Source organism: Lysinibacillus sp. NPDC097195 (genome assembly GCF_044762075.1).
GTDB lineage: Bacteria > Bacillota > Bacilli > Bacillales_A > Planococcaceae > Lysinibacillus.
Genome location: NZ_JBIWDP010000001.1, coordinates 68,641 through 84,347, shown reverse-complemented (window position 1 = coordinate 84,347; position 15,707 = coordinate 68,641). Strand labels below are relative to the sequence as shown.

Here is a 15,707-nt window from a genome sequence, read left to right as displayed (position 1 = left end):
CATCAAAAAGCATACCATAAAAATGATATAGAAACTCGTATTTATAGGCTCAAACAAGACAAAAAATCGTTATACCACCAGCTATTGGTAGTGTAACGATTTTTGGAAAATTATTTAATTAACGAGTTGGTGTTTCAAATGCGCTACCAACTACAGCATCCTCAGGTAAAACTAAAATCCCTTTTTCTGAAGGTGCATTTGGAATAGCTAATTCACGTGCTGAACATAACATACCAAATGAATCAACACCACGTAAATTTCCTTCTTTAATCAGCATACCTGAAGGCATGACAGCTCCGATTTTAGCAACGACTACTTTTTGTCCAGCCTCAACATTCGGTGCACCACATACAATTTGGAGTGTTTGCTCTCCAACATTGACAGAACAAATATTTAATTTATCAGCATTTGGATGCTTTTCCTTTGTTTCTACGTAGCCGACAACAAATTTTGGTGAGAAATCGACATCAAGACTAATTGCTGCGCCATTTTTTTCAATAGCTGCTTCAAGTTGAGCGACAAATTCTGGGGTAACATCCACATTTCCTTGCGCCTCTACTTGCATATAATTGCTAGCATTAAATAAGTTAAACGCTTTAATTTCTCCTGTTTGAGCTTCTTTTAAAATGGCGATATCTCCAGCTCGTTCTACCTCTGTTTTAACAATTGCCTCTGTAGCTAATTGCACTAATAGGACATCTCCTACATGCTCTTTGTTGTAAAATACATTCATTGTTTTTCTTGCTCCTTTTTCACTCTGTTTTTTGCTAGTATAAAGATCGGTTCCAGTTCTCCATCTTCATAAATAAATGATAATGACGTGATTGGCACTGTTCCTACAGTAAAGAAATGCATCGTCATCTGTGCTAATACATCATACCCTGTTTCATTGCGAATATCACCAATAATTAATACATCTTGATGAGGAACGGAAACCGTCATGTCCCCTTCAATTTTTGTGCGCATTTCTTTCAAGAAGCTTTCGTTTAATATGCGACTCGCATCATAGCCGTCATTGGCATTGACAAAATAAAAGTCATTGCCGGCTACTTCATCTTTCTTATAAACAGTCGGTAACTGTTTAACTGAAAACCGTGCCATTTCTCGAATTTGCTCCACCGTTAATTTTAAAGTTTCTAACATCGATTCATCAATAAAGCGATATGTTTGTCCCAAATCAAGCGCATAAAAAATACGTGTTTCAGCCGTATGCTCTGTTGTAATAAATGCATGTCCTTCTTTGGAAGCTTTCGGATAGGAAGTTGCACGAATAACGGGATAAATTTGCCCTGATTCTTTAAAACCTTGTTCTTGCTCTTTTTCCATAGCCGTAAAAGTTTGCTCAATCGTATAAACCACTTCAGCAATGGCAGCCTCTTGTTTTTCATTATATTTTGCTAAAATACCTGGTAAAGAGAGTTCCATCCCTTTACCTATTTTTTTATGATTTAAGCGTAATTTGTCTTGCTTTTTATCATAGTGAAAATCAAATTTTTGCTCACTTAACTGCTTTTTTAATAGGGACACAAGTTGTTCTGACTTTATTTGTTTCATTTCGCTCACGTCCTTTCTTCATAATGAAACGGCTCACATTTTTTGTGAACCGCTATTGTTCTAAACGATGCAATTATTTAATCTTAACTGAATGAACGATTTTCGTCATCTCATGAAGATTATTTTCAATATCTTTTGCTTGTGAAATGGTCGTCATTTTGACTCCACCACAGCTGACTATTAACTCATATTCTTCATTGCTCTCTGTTTTAGATACAGCGGAAAAACCAAAAATGCCATCCTTTTCATAGGTTGTTTCTTTGATAACTTTTTTTGTACTATCTTCTTTTAGCAAATTATAATACAGTTTGCTATCTGCTTTTTCATTATCATTGATAAAAAGAATATACGAATCCGTTCCTTTTGATATTAAAATATTGTAGGCATCTGAACTATCATCAATGTTGAACTTTGCCGGTAAATACAGTTGAATATGTCCAATTTCGTCAGTATGCGCTTCTGGCTCTGCTGCAAAGACCGTTTCCGTTAATTGAAGACCGCTCGCAATTTGTTCATCAACTGATTGATTACAGCCTGAAAGCCCCAATAGTAAAAGCATTAAACCTAGTGCTCGTAGCGGTGCATAAGACATTGCTATCTTCCTTTCATTGCTAACTTTTTTCTATTTTAAAAAAATTCTAGATAAGTTGCAACATCACTGCTCCATTCTCACTAGTTCAAAGACACTATTTTCGAGCTAATGTGAACAAATATTGTCCAACAAGCAAAGAGACAATATGCTCAAACATGGTCTGACGACTCACCAATCCTTGCGTAAAAATACCTACCGCTCCAGCTCCTTGGCGAATATCTAAACGCTGTGTGTATTGTTCCATAACAGGTCCAAGCTCCTTACCTGCTCTTATTTCCTGGGCAATTTCCTGTGGTAAGCGTATTTGTGCACCTGCGGCGGTAAATGTTGTGCCATCAGCTAATGTTAGAGCACCCCAGTTGCAAACATACATCTCCCCAGCAATTTCAGTGACGCCTCCTTCTAGTCCAAAAGATAGAGCTGCGCCTGTAGCTGTTGCAGTATTGTTAGCCCGATTTATCGCACCTAGTCTTGTTTCTTCTGTCGTTATTGGTTGCTCAGAAACTTCTGACGCCGCTTTAACATATGTAAAAGTTATGTTTTCAAAATACTGATTTACAATGGCTTGAACAGCCTGTGTTTTTGCTTTATTCGTTGTACCTATGGCGATTTCCATTCTAATCCTTCTTTCTTTACATAGAAAAAGATGCCCTCAAAGGCATCTTTTCCATTTACTTATACATTAGCGCGAATTGTCTCTAATGTCGAACGATCTGCTTTTTTCACTAATTCAACGATTAATGCTTTGGCCGCAGCATAGTCATCAATATGAATGATTGATGCTGACGTATGAATATAACGTGAGCAAACTCCAATGACAGCACTCGGTACGCCGTCATTCGATGTATGTACACGACCTGCATCCGTACCACCTTGGGATACAAAATACTGATATGGAATATGATTTGATTCGGCAGTATCTAAAATAAACTCACGCATACCGCGATGTGTTACCATCGTACGGTCAAGAATTCGTAATAAAGTCCCTTTACCAAGTTGACCAAATTGATTTTTATCGCCAGACATATCATTCGCAGGAGATGCATCTAGAGCGAAAAATAAATCAGGTTGTATCATATTCGCTGACACTTGAGCGCCACGTAATCCAACTTCTTCCATAACATTGGCACCTGAATATAAATGAGAAGCTAATTTTTCGTTTTGCACTTCTTTCATTAATTCAATCGCGAGACCACAGCCATAGCGGTTATCCCATGCTTTTGCCATAATTTTTTTCGGATTAGCCATTGGAGTAAACGAACATACCGGAATAATGGACTGACCTGGACGTACGCCAAGCGCAATCGCATCTTCTTTATTGTCAGCACCAACATCAATGAGCATATTTTTAATTTCCATCGGTTTTGCACGTTCTGCATCTGTTAGTAAATGCGGTGGAATAGATGAAATGACACCTGGAATCGCACCATTTTTCGTGTATACTTCTACACGTTGTGCTAGCATCACTTGGTTCCACCAGCCACCTAATGTTTGAAAACGAATTAATCCATTATCCGTAATGGATGTTACCATAAATGCTACTTCGTCCATATGACCTGCTACAAGTATTTTAGGGGCATCTGTCACTTCACTATGTTTGACACCAAAAATACCACCTAAATGATCTTGAATAATCTCATCTGAGTACTTTTGTAGCTCACTACGCATAAATGCACGCACAGCATGTTCATTTCCTGGAGCACCCGGTAATTCCGTTAATGTTTTAAATAATTGTAATGTTTCCTCATTCATGTTGACTCTCTCCCCACGAAGTAGAATTTTCTTCCTTGCTTATTGTATCATAATTATTTCAGAAATCGAAATATTGATATATTTCATAAAAGTCCTTTGCAATGAACGTGCATTCACTCTTTGTGCTATGCTAAAATAGAGTTATAGGAAAAGGAGGAAAATACCCATGAAATTACGTGATTTTTTAATTGGTGTTGCAACAGGCCTGGCCGCGGCAGTCATTATTAAAGAAGCCAGTGAAAAAGTTTCTCCGTATGTACCCGCAGGACAAGTACTTGAAAACATAAAAAAGGAATTTAAAAAAGATGCGCCAATAGACGGTTCTTGGATTTATATGAAAACAGATAAATTCACGAATGGATTTATGACAATTCCCGTTTATCGAGGTGGTATTTCACGCATGCACGAAGGTGAAATGCAAACATTCGAGTTCGCAGCCGACGCACGCTCTGGCGTAGTCGTAGAATTAACTCAAGTCTAACATAATAAACTCGCATAGCATGTGGACATTTTGATTAAGATGATCGCCACATGCTATTTTTTTTATTGTTTAATTATATGCGCAACTGCTGGCAGGGATTAATCTTTGCTTCGCGGGATTCTCACCTTGCTTCGCGGAATTCTTCCTTTGCTCCGCGGAATTCTTCCCTTGCTTCGCGGAATTCCTCCCTTGCTTCGCGGAATTACACCCTTGCTTCGCGGAATTACACCCTTGCTTCGCGGAATTACACCCTTGCTTCGCGGAATTCTTCCCTTGCTTCGCGGAATTACACCCTTGCTTCGCGGAATTCTTCCCTTGTTTCGCGGAATTACACGCTTGTTTTGCTTATAAACAAAATAAAAGAAGGTATATTTGGTATACCTCCTTTTAAGTATTCTTATTCTTCTAGCCCTTTATTATTGAAATACTTTTTGTATTTTCGATAGTAGTTTAAATTATTTAATGTAAGTTTTACCCAACGCTTGGCATTCATATCCTTATTGAAGTATAAAGAGTTGGTATACTTTCCTTCACGAATCAATTTTTTCGCTTCAAGCTTTAACTTTTCGTTTGAGGCATATTTAAATAGTACGCCCTTCGGAATAATCATCCATAAATGCTTGTCCTCTACATATGTTAATGGCTGTTCGATATTTAACATATGATCATCGGCTACATATTTCATTAAATTATGTCCGCTTGCCGTTACATAGTAACTTGAACGGCCGTTACGCAAATTAATTTCAAATAGCTTATATTGCTTATCACGAATATCATATTTCATATCGAAATTAGCAAAGCCTGTATAGCCGATATCCTCTAAAAAGTGGCGTACTTGATCCATTAGCTCTTTATCGTACGTTGTAACGATGGCGGCATAGCTACCGATACCTTCTGGCGAGTGCTCTTCTAAAATCGGGTTGCCCAAGCACATTAACTTTACTTTACCGTCTTTACCTACATAAGCATTTAAAACACGCATATAAGAATCATCACCTGGGATAAATTCTTGAATAATCATTGTGTCTTGATAAGTAGAGCTATAGATTGCTTTTAAGATAGCCGTTTTTTCAGCTTCATCATGTGCAACGAACACCTTTTTCTTACCTGGGAATTTACAAGCCCAATATTCTACTGAATTGGACGCTTTAATAATAATTGGGTAGTCGAATGGTGGTGTGAAGTTTTGATAGTTAGCTGCAGTTACTGTCGTTGTTCCTGGATACTTAAAGTTGTACTTCTCACACATTTTATAGAAATTTTCTTTCAATAAAATTTCATCCATCAACGACTCATCAATATAAGGTACTGTAAAATGTTCCTGAAGTGCAGGTTTATTTTTAATGATGAGCTTTGCATAATCATCGCCACAAGCTAGCAGCAGTAATTTCTTATCAGCATATTGTTTTGCTACTTGTGCTAATGCTGGGGCAAATACGTCCTGTTCATTTAAACGATCAATTTCTTGGAACTCCAATATATGACTATCTTGCGTTGCTGTTAAATGTGAACGTCCTAATACAAGTGGCTTAATGCCATATGCTTCATAAAATGCTCGGGCCATGCCGTATGCATTCATATCTGATCCTAATAATACTGGTAAAAATGGTTGCTCCGTTGCCATCGTTATTTCAACTCTCTTTTGTGTTTTAGTATAGCTTTTAGTGTATCACATTTTCCAAAATGTTCACGAAAAAAAAGCCCCCATACGGAGACTTTTCCATTATTCATAATGTACTTTGTAATCATTGGATGTAATCCATTTCAATTTCATCGAGAAGATTCGCAGTAAGATGACATTTAATATAATTGGTAATGCGATAAATAATGTAGTAGCTACAGTGATTGTATAAGGTGTCCATCCGACTAAACTTAAATATTTCAACGGTCCCACAAAACCACCTAAACCGAAACCTGCACTGTATGGGGTACCTACGATTTCAAACAGGCCTGCTAATGCCCCTAATATTCCCGCAGTAATAATCATCGGAAATGCTATTTTGGGTTTCATGAAAAAATTACGCATTTGAATTTTTGCTGAAGCAACATGGGCAATGGCTGTCCCAATATTATTCGCTTTATAACTGGCAATACACATTCCGACCCCAGATGCACAAACACCGAGATTGGCTGCACCGGCACCGATGCCTGATAACATAATAACTGTCGCCACACCGATTGTAGAAATTGGTGAAATAATTAAAATTGAAAAAATGATAGCAATTAGTGACCCCATAACTACTGGCTGTAGCGTCGTTAAATGTTCGATAATTAAACCAACATAGCCTGAGCCCGTACGCACATATGGCAAAATAGCGTTTCCGATTAAACCAGGAACGAACATTGACAGTGCAGGCATTAACAGCAGTGTAAAGTCTTTCAGCTTATTACCTAGAAATTGCACAAATAGCACAGCTAAAGCAGTTGTAATTCCTATATTAATGACAATACCGATACCGGCAATGGTGATTCCTGTGTCGGGATCAATTGTATAGACACCGCTTCCGATAAATGCAGCTAGTCCAACGCTACATGTTTGCACAGGTGTTAATTTAAAGCAAATGCCTGTCATGACTCCAATAATAACAGGTAATAGACTCATTGCTAAAACTGATGTATTTAAAATAATTTCTAACTGAGGTACGTAGGGAATAATTAGTTTTAATATCTCTCCTACTAATGCATTTGGAATTAAACAAACGACAATCCCCATACTCATACCAGTTAGAACATTATTGATAAAATTTTTCATTGTATTTCATTTCCCTTCTGACAATATAGCGCTCATTGATGTTATCTCAGTATATTAATATTAGAGTAATCAGTCAATGCTAAATATTCAGAATTTAGTATGCTAATTATGGTAAACAGCATATTATATTCATAGTCAGAAAGTAGCCGTTTTCAAATAGCTGAATAATGCAAAAATAATATATCGAAATGAAAACAAAAAATAGAATGTATCTTTTATTAGTAATACTACTGCAGTTGATTTCCGCTACGGGCGGACGCTTTCCGCGGGCACACTGTAAGCCGCAACCCTCGCTTGCGCGCGGTCTGTTGCGTCTTACTATGCGTGCGTTCCCGCAGGAGTCGTCTACAGGCAGGTACTTCGTAAACAACAGCCCTCTCTAACGCACAGATGCACGCGTCTTACTCATATAATTTTAATAAAAAAAGACTATAGACAACCGCCAAATTTTTGGGGGCTTGCCTATAGTCTTATATAAAGTTCACAGCTATAACGTAGGATTAAAATGTAATTACAGCTTGTCTGCTGCGTTCTAACTTGTCTACAATTTCCTTACCTGACTCATCCCATTTAATCATACGATAATACGCATCATGGTAAAAAATAAAACTGTAGCCGTTCGCTAAAGCTTCTTTCATCAGTCGTTCCTTAGCAAATACACTTGTCATTGGATAATCATCATAGGCAAGTACCCATAACGGATTTTGATGCGCATGTGTCGGCATAATATCCGCCATATGCAACAACACCTCGCCATTTTGCGATAGTTTAATAACTGCATGTCCATCACTATGGCCACCTGTATGAATCATTTCAATACCAGGAACAACTTCAAACGTACCTTCATACGTTTCTACTAAATGCTGCACAGGCTCCCAGTTTTCTTTCCAATACGTATTTTTTGAACGGATATTCGGCTCACGCATTTCATCCCATTCAATTTTCGTTACATAAATTTTAGCATTCGGGAATGTAGGGACTAATACTTCACCTTCCCATTGTGTAAGGCCGCCTGCATGATCGAAGTGTAAATGCGTCATTAACACCGCGTCGATATCTGCCGTTGTTAAACCTAGTTCTTGTAAACTATCAGCAAGCGTTGATTCTTCTGTTACACCGTAGTTTCGTAATTGCTTTTCATTTAATTTGTTAAAACCGACACCTGTATCAATTATATAGTTTTTTCCATTATATTGAATTAAAATTGGCTCTGTCGGTAACTCAATTTGATTTTTGTCATTTACCGGATATTTACGCGACCAAAGTGGTTTTGGTACTACGCCAAACATTGCACCGCCATCAAGGCAAGTGACACCCCCGTTTAGCCATGATAAAGACATATTGTGAAACTGTAACTGATCCATCCCATACTCCCCCTACTATTTTGTAATAAATTGCGATTCTAAACGATAAATCGGCTGCCCTTTCGCAGAAAATTTCTGCTCGTATTCTGTCATAACATTATCTTCTGGCATATTTGCATGTAGGTCGAGTGATACATACTTCAGTAACATACCGTATTCAGACATGCTTATTAACGAATACTCAAACAGACCACGGTTATCCGTTTTAAAATGGATTTCCCCATTATCCACTAGAATCGACTCATATAATTTCAAAAAACCCTCGTGCGTTAAACGACGCTTTGCATGGCGTAATTTTGGCCAAGGATCTGAGAAATTCAAATACACGCGATCCACATCATTTTTTTCAAAGAATTTATTTAAATCTGCGCCATTTACTTTTAACAAACGTAAATTCGCTGGAGATTTAGCTTCTAAAATATTTTCTAATGCGCAAACGATAACGCTATCATACAGCTCAATACCGATATAATTGATATCTGGATTTTGCAGTGCCATTCCAGTAACAAATTGACCTTTCCCAGTCCCTACCTCAATGTGTAATGGGCGATCATTACCAAAAACAGCTTGCCAATTTCCTTTAAAGTCTTCAGGATTTGGAATAATCACCTCTGGATGATTTGTAATCATTTCCTCTGCCCAAGGCTTATTTCTTAATCTCAATTTTCTTCCTCATTTCTTAATGGTGTAATGATTGATTTTTTAATAGTATAACGTAAAAACGCCACTTTCGCATAAAATTATTGCGAAATGACGTTTTTCGAGTTTTCCAATGTTATACAATTCCACGCTTGTTGTTGTACTGTACACTGCACAATCTTATCCTGACCAATGGTGCCAATATAGTTTCCATCTGTATGACAATCGACGTTTTGATGATGCACGATAATATCAAAATGATTGCTGTGCAAAAAGGTTATTGCCTGAAACTTTGTATGCTTTGCAAAAAAGACAGTCGCAAATATTAATAATAGCTTTATTCTTGAAATGTTGTGGACAATGGTACATTCAATTTTGCCGTCATTCGCTTTCGACTGTGGAGAAATTTTCATACCACCGCCAAAAAACGGTTGATTGCTTGTAGCAACAAACCAAACATTTTGAAAATGAAGTGTTTGATTGTTTGCACGCACTGTTACATCGAAACAAGTAAAGCTGAATAACCCTTTAACAACCGCAGCAGCGTATGATAGTTTTCCTAGCCCTATTTTATTGAGATAGTATTTTAAGCGTGATTTATTAATGAATTTTGTCACATAGGCATCAAAGCCGAGACCTGCATTATTGACAAACTTTTCTTGTTGCATAGTGCCAAGATGAAGTTCACCAATATCCATTGAAACACTATCAAAGTCAGTTGTTACATACACTTCGATTTGTTTGGCATTTTTAAATGTTGGAAAGTATCGTGCAAAATCATTACCAGACCCTGCACTTACTACTCCAACTACTACTGAATGATTATGTACAATGCCACTTACAACTTCATGAACAGTGCCATCTCCACCAACAATAATGATTAACTTGCTGCTGTCATCTTTTCTAGCCCATTGATTGGCAATTTCTTGTCCATGACCTTCATATTGCGTAAACGCAACTTCGTAATTAATGGTTAATTGCTGTTGCAATCTATTCCAAACAAGCTTGCCTTTACCGTTGCCTGCACTTTCATTCACAATAAATAATACATGCATCCGTTAGTCCTCTACTTTGGTAGATGTTTGCGACCAAATATCACGATTAAAAGAGGTTGTTTGAACATTATTTAAAATGGTTTGTGCTGCACGAATTTGCATATGTTTCATCGGTGATGCGACATTTTTTAACGTCTGCATCCATTCGCTATAATTACGACGATCCACCAAGCGCACATTAAATGGTGAACCAGGGTAATCAAAATAGCCATTGCGTGTTAAGATTACTTTGCGTATCGGCATATCCACTTGATCTTGCTTAAACAATTGTGTTAGTACGGATTCCATCCGGCTTAAATTAATCATAGGATTCAGTATTTTAGAATCTTTAGTTCCTACTTTTTTTAACCAGAAGCGGTCACTGCCACCGACATATACCGCTTGATTCTCCGCTTCAAGTACAGTAATACAAATACACTCTGTTGGGGACATCAACACAACATCCAACTCGATTGGTGCTTTTCTCACCTGTAAAATAGGATAATAAAAAACTAAATAATTATCCGGCAAGTTTTGTAGTAAAGTACGTAACAAAGAATCACGCATAAAACGTGGATCTACATAAGATTTTTCTCGAAGTGTAGAGCTTGCCCATTTCATTTGAAAATGAAAAAACTGGTCGATGAACATCCGCTTTAACTCATGGATAGATTGTGGTGCGTAAACAATATTTGGTTCAAATGATAATGTAGTTTCTTCTTCTGGAATTTCATCTTCATCATTCGCAAATTCATTTGTACCATCTATTTGTTCAATATCGTCTTGCACTTCTTCTTTTTGACGCCCCGCAAAGATTTTTTTAAATAATGAAAATCGCTCTTTTTCTTCCAACACTTCATTGTCTTTGTCATTTTCAGTATGTTGCCACTCTGTTAAATCTTCTCCCGATTCCCATTGCCGTTTAATGCGATCCCATTGACTTTTCTTTAAACGTACAAATTGAGTTGGGTATCTCGCTAAATCAATTTGATAGCGTGAAATATAATCTTGTATTTTTACTAATTGTGCCATGTGTAGGTCACTCCATTCTTACTGCCCCATATCAACTTTGCCCCTTGTTAGAGGCTCTCCTTTTTATTTTACATGACGTTTCAGCAGAATACATGCATATTTTGCTCTATAAAAAAGAGCTAGCCTAGTAGCTCGGCTTTTAACCGAGTTTTAGGTAGCTCTTTATAATCACTAATGGTTATTTAGCGTTAATTGATAGTGGTAATTTTGCCTCAAATGCTTTTTGTAATTTACGAGTCCATTCTCCAGGAACTCCCGCACCAATTTGACGGCCATCTACATCGATAACGGGTGTTACTTCAGATGAAACAGAAGACACAATGATTTCATCCATTGCTAGTAAATCACCTTTTGTCATCGGCTCTTCGATTACAGGTAAATTAATTTCAGCTGCACATTTTAAAATAACTTGGCGTGTAATACCATTTAAGATGTAGTTATTTGCTGGGTGCGTATATAATTTACCGCTTTTAATACCATAAACATTTGCAGAAGAACATTCTGTTACCGTATCACCACGGTGTAAAATGGCTTCATAGCAGCCTTTTTCAGATGCTTCTTGCTTCGCAAGTACTGCCCCTAGTAAGTTTAAAGACTTAATGTCACAACGTAACCAACGAACATCTTCCACCAATGTTGCTTTAACACCTTTTTCAAAATTCTCAAGTGAACGTTCGCCAGCTTTCACATTACCTGTTAAAACAGCTGGTACGCTAGCATCCGGGAAGATGTGGTTACGAGACGTCGTACCACGTGTAATTTGAAAATAAACATGACCTGTATCTAAATTATTCTTTTCGATTAAGTCATGTAGTAATTTGTGTAAAACATCTTTTGTATAAGGAATTACAAGGCGAATTTTTTCAGCACTTGCATAGAAACGATCGATGTGTTCTTGAGCTGTGAACATATTGCCGTTATATACTTTAATTACTTCGTAAATACCATCACCAAATTGATAGCCACGGTCTTCTGGTGAAATTGTAATAGATCCTTCTTCAACGATTTGATCATTCCATAATGTGTATGCCATGTTAAACATCCTTTTCATTTTTGAGTTGTTATTTCGCATTTACGGGTACGATGATTCCCATTACACAATGAAGTAAGACAAGACTAGGAAATCAAAGGACATCGTCGTGAAAATTGCATGCCTTCACATTACTTCCCCGCAAGTTCAGCAATAGCTTCAGCGTAAATAGCAGCCGCTTTCACTAATTTTTCAACGATAACGTATTCATCCGCGCGGTGCATAACGTCTGGATCACCAGGGAATAACATGCCGAATGCCACTCCTTTTTTCAATACGCGCGCATACGTACCACCACCTGTTGACAATAGTGGCGTTTCGTTATCTCCTGTTTGACGGCGATAGATACCAGCTAACGTTTGAATAAGCGGATCGTCCTCACTTACATAATGAGGCTTGGAGTTCTCTTGAACATCAAGTGAAAAACCTTTGTCAGCAGCTATACGTTGAGCCTCTGTTATTTTTTCATCAAATGGATACGTTACAGAGTAGCGGAAACTAACAACTATGCTACCTCCTTGCTCCACATCATATGTTACAATACCTGGATTCAATGTCGTTTTGCCCGACATGTCATCTTCAAAATGCAAAGCTAGTGCTTGGCCAAAATGATCCTGATAGAATACATCAACGATAAAATCAACAAATTGCTTACTTGCCTCTGTCGTCAACTCTTGTTGTAAAAATGCTGCAAGGTAAACAGCTGCATTGACACCTTTCTCAGGTTCCATTGCATGAGCTGCTTTTCCTTTGATAGTTATTATATAGTGAGACCCCTCCATTAATAAAGAGCCTTCTAGCTGATTTTTACTTAAAAATGTTTGAAAATTCTGTTCAAATTGTGCAGATACCAATTGAATTGTTGCTTTTGCAAAATCTGGTACCATATTTGAACGCTTACCAGCATTAAATAGTAGTAGCTGCTCTTTCGTTGCATCCCCAGTCTGATGTTGGGAGAATACAAGCGCAGCGATGCCCTTTTCGGCATTAATAAGTGGGAAATCGGCATCAGGTGCAAAACCGATTGATGGCATTTCCTCGTTTTCAAAATAGTGGTCGACACAGCGGAAGCCTGTTTCTTCATCTGTACCGATAATCATACGAACACGTTTGTTTAATTGAATACCTGCATCTTTTACAAGTTTCATACCCATCCATGCAGCAATAGTTGGGCCTTTATCGTCAATTGCACCGCGCGCAAATAATTTGCCGTCTGCAACCGTGCCACTAAAAGGTGGATAAGTCCAATTTGTTTCATCACCGACTGGTACAACATCTACATGACATAAAATACCGAGTAATTCTTCCCCTTGACCCATTTCAATATGTCCAGCATAATTATCAACATTTTTTGTCAGTAGCCCTTCAGCTTGCCCTTTAGCTAACATATATTCTAGTGCTTTTAACGGACCTTCACCAAACGGCACTTCTGTAGATATTGTTTGTTCATCATATACACTATTAATTTGCACAAGCTCTTGCAATTCTTTTATTAATTCATCCTGTCTTTCTGTTGCAGCTTTTAACCAATCCATGTTATGTACCTCCTGTAATTTATAATAAGATTATTCTACTCTTTACAACGAAAAATACAATGATATTTCTAACTATCATTTGCCTATCTTCCCTTTACACTACCACATATAGCATGATTTTCACTAATCTCCACTAAATACAGCGCAATTTTTATGTATATATTGTAAATTTCTATTGCATTGACTAGAAAATCGCCTCGTTTTTTTATATAATAGAGTTATCAGAATTGTTGTTCTGAACATAAAAATTAGAAAAGGGGATGTCTAAGGCAGCTACTTAATAGCCTAAGTGCACTCCGCACATATTGTCGTCCGCTAGTCTTTGCCAAGAGAATTAAGATGAAGGAGTGGTTCATTTATGAAACCAACTACTGATCGAATGCTTAATCGTATTAAAGACGTGTACATGTTTATTTTAGACAAAGGAACCGTGTCTACACAGGATTTAGTCGAAGAGTTTAGCATCACTCCTCGCACCGTTCAAAGAGATTTGAACGTGTTAGCCTTTAACGATTTGGTGATGAGTCCAAGTCGAGGCAAATGGACAACGACGAGTAAAAAAGTAAAATTGACGTCTTAGTTTTTACGCACATTGCGTAAAGCATTTTGTATGGAAAAAGAATGGCCTTTCGTCGGGGTCATTCTTTTTTTCTATTTACAAAGCAACTCACAATCCGTTACACTCGAAACATTCTACATGTTGAGAGGAGGATTTTTATATGAAACTATCCAAAATGTTTCATCCACTTGTATGGATTATTTTAGGTGGAACGATATTTACACGTATTGCGAGCTTTATGGCAATGCCTTTTTTAGCTATTTATTTACATAACGAAATTGCAGCCTCCCCTTTACAGATAGGGTTGACCATTGGAATTGCCCCACTCATTTCCACAGTAGGTGGATTTTTCGGCGGGTATTTAACAGATCGTTTCGGTCGAAAAAGTGTTATTTTACTTACGATACTTATTTGGAGTATTGTATTTTTCGGCTTTGCAACCGCACATTCGATTTGGTTCTTTATCATACTTAATGCACTAAACGGTTTATGTCGCTCGTTCTTTGAACCTTCCACACAAGCATTAATGATTGATTTTACTCCGGCTGACAAACGAAAAAGATTGTTTTCATTACGCTATACAGCTATTAATATAGCTGCTGTAATTGGACCTCTTATTGGCGTGTATATCGCTTCGCTGTCTAGTCCTAGCATTCCATTCATGTTGACAGGTGCTATGTACATTATTTATGCCGTCTTTTTATTATTCGTTTTAAATCGCTATGAAATGCAACAACAAAAAGCTATTACGCAAACAAAAATACTACAAACCTTTACCATTTTGTTAACAAATCGTGTATTACTAAGTTTTATTTTTGGTGCAATTTTAATCAATATTGGCTACTCTCAATTCGATTCCACACTTCCACAACTAATTGAGCTTAAAATTGAAGATGGCGCCAAGCTCTACTCCCTATTAATTTCATTGAATGCCGCGGTCGTTCTTTTATTACAATTACCGATTAGTATTTTTTCAGAGCGTTTTTCATCATCAACCATTCTGCTTATCGGCATTTTGTTCTTTGCAGTTGGTTTAACGTTATTTGGCTTTTCAACGAACTACCCGCTATTCATTTGTGCAATGGTTATTTTTACGATTGGTGAAATATTTGCGTTCCCTACAATGAATGTGTTGATTGATGAAATTGCGCCAGAGACACAAAAGGCCACCTATTTAGGTGCTGCCCAATTTAAAAATTTGGGCGGCTTTATTGGACCTATTGTAGGGGGCTGGCTTTTAACGCACTATATTGACTACATGTTTGTAGTAATTGCTGTTCTTGTATTATGTAGTTCCCTATTTTACCGCTCTAACACACAAAGGGCTGTTTAGTAATTTGCCTCAGCAAAAAGGTACGGGGCATATAGGTTTGCTAATCCTAT

The 15,707-nt window shown here is 37.4% G+C and carries 16 protein-coding genes; 3 read left to right on the top strand and 13 right to left on the bottom strand.

Going from position 1 to position 15,707, the window contains the following annotated elements; all coding sequences use genetic code 11:
* Positions 1-118 precede the first annotated feature (118 nt).
* From ytpR to ACIQXI_RS00390, 5 genes are all read right to left on the bottom strand, one after another.
* The gene (gene ytpR / locus ACIQXI_RS00410) at positions 119-733 is read right to left on the bottom strand and encodes a YtpR family tRNA-binding protein (protein ID WP_402920240.1); all 615 of its coding nucleotides are present in this window, start codon (positions 731-733) and stop codon (positions 119-121) included.
* Complete coding sequence (locus ACIQXI_RS00405) at positions 730-1,554, bottom strand: DUF1444 domain-containing protein (RefSeq protein ID WP_402920238.1); 825 nt, start codon at positions 1,552-1,554, stop codon at positions 730-732. The genes ytpR and ACIQXI_RS00405 overlap by 4 nt, the downstream gene beginning before the upstream one ends.
* Before the next feature lie 73 nt (positions 1,555-1,627).
* The gene (locus ACIQXI_RS00400) at positions 1,628-2,146 is read right to left on the bottom strand and encodes a hypothetical protein (RefSeq protein WP_402920236.1); all 519 of its coding nucleotides are present in this window, start codon (positions 2,144-2,146) and stop codon (positions 1,628-1,630) included.
* 94 nt (positions 2,147-2,240) lie between these two features.
* Positions 2,241-2,762 (bottom strand): DUF84 family protein, encoded by a 522-nt coding sequence (locus ACIQXI_RS00395; protein WP_402920233.1) that lies wholly within the window; start codon positions 2,760-2,762, stop codon positions 2,241-2,243.
* Between the two features lie 59 nt (positions 2,763-2,821).
* Positions 2,822-3,898 (bottom strand): M42 family metallopeptidase, encoded by a 1,077-nt coding sequence (locus tag ACIQXI_RS00390; protein ID WP_402920230.1) that lies wholly within the window; start codon positions 3,896-3,898, stop codon positions 2,822-2,824.
* Between the two features lie 166 nt (positions 3,899-4,064).
* Between ACIQXI_RS00390 and ACIQXI_RS00385 the strand changes: the two genes are divergently transcribed.
* A complete protein-coding gene (locus ACIQXI_RS00385; RefSeq protein WP_402920227.1) occupies positions 4,065-4,379 on the top strand; it encodes a hypothetical protein in 315 nt (104 codons plus the stop codon).
* A 397-nt stretch (positions 4,380-4,776) separates the two neighbouring features.
* Here the strand turns inward: ACIQXI_RS00385 and ACIQXI_RS00380 are convergent, their stop codons facing one another.
* The 8 genes from ACIQXI_RS00380 to pepV all read right to left on the bottom strand — a co-directional run bounded on the left by ACIQXI_RS00380 (position 4,777) and on the right by pepV (position 13,765).
* On the bottom strand, positions 4,777-6,003 hold the full coding sequence (locus ACIQXI_RS00380; RefSeq protein ID WP_402920225.1) for a carboxylate--amine ligase: 1,227 nt from the start codon (positions 6,001-6,003) through the stop codon (positions 4,777-4,779).
* 99 nt (positions 6,004-6,102) lie between these two features.
* Complete coding sequence (locus ACIQXI_RS00375; RefSeq protein WP_402920222.1) at positions 6,103-7,131, bottom strand: PTS sugar transporter subunit IIC; 1,029 nt, start codon at positions 7,129-7,131, stop codon at positions 6,103-6,105.
* 500 nt (positions 7,132-7,631) lie between these two features.
* The gene (locus ACIQXI_RS00370) at positions 7,632-8,495 is read right to left on the bottom strand and encodes a YtnP family quorum-quenching lactonase (protein ID WP_402920219.1); all 864 of its coding nucleotides are present in this window, start codon (positions 8,493-8,495) and stop codon (positions 7,632-7,634) included.
* A gap of 15 nt (positions 8,496-8,510) precedes the next feature.
* Complete coding sequence (trmB, locus tag ACIQXI_RS00365; protein WP_402920216.1) at positions 8,511-9,158, bottom strand: tRNA (guanosine(46)-N7)-methyltransferase TrmB; 648 nt, start codon at positions 9,156-9,158, stop codon at positions 8,511-8,513.
* 77 nt (positions 9,159-9,235) lie between these two features.
* Positions 9,236-10,189 (bottom strand): diacylglycerol/lipid kinase family protein, encoded by a 954-nt coding sequence (locus ACIQXI_RS00360; RefSeq protein ID WP_402920213.1) that lies wholly within the window; start codon positions 10,187-10,189, stop codon positions 9,236-9,238.
* A gap of 3 nt (positions 10,190-10,192) precedes the next feature.
* Positions 10,193-11,200: a nuclease-related domain-containing protein gene (locus tag ACIQXI_RS00355; RefSeq protein ID WP_402920210.1), complete on the bottom strand. Its 1,008-nt coding sequence runs from the start codon at positions 11,198-11,200 to the stop codon at positions 10,193-10,195.
* Positions 11,201-11,378: 178 nt separating this feature from the next.
* Positions 11,379-12,233, bottom strand: coding sequence for a D-amino-acid transaminase (gene dat / locus ACIQXI_RS00350; RefSeq protein ID WP_402920207.1), 855 nt, complete (start codon positions 12,231-12,233; stop codon positions 11,379-11,381).
* Positions 12,234-12,361: 128 nt separating this feature from the next.
* Positions 12,362-13,765, bottom strand: coding sequence for a dipeptidase PepV (gene pepV, locus ACIQXI_RS00345; RefSeq protein ID WP_402920204.1), 1,404 nt, complete (start codon positions 13,763-13,765; stop codon positions 12,362-12,364).
* 358 nt (positions 13,766-14,123) lie between these two features.
* Here pepV and ACIQXI_RS00340 point away from each other — a divergent pair, with 358 nt between their 5' ends.
* Both ACIQXI_RS00340 and ACIQXI_RS00335 read left to right on the top strand, forming a co-directional pair.
* Complete coding sequence (locus ACIQXI_RS00340) at positions 14,124-14,345, top strand: DeoR family transcriptional regulator (protein WP_025220342.1); 222 nt, start codon at positions 14,124-14,126, stop codon at positions 14,343-14,345.
* Positions 14,346-14,484: 139 nt separating this feature from the next.
* The gene (locus tag ACIQXI_RS00335; RefSeq protein WP_402920201.1) at positions 14,485-15,657 is read left to right on the top strand and encodes an MDR family MFS transporter; all 1,173 of its coding nucleotides are present in this window, start codon (positions 14,485-14,487) and stop codon (positions 15,655-15,657) included.
* Positions 15,658-15,707: the final 50 nt, after the last annotated feature.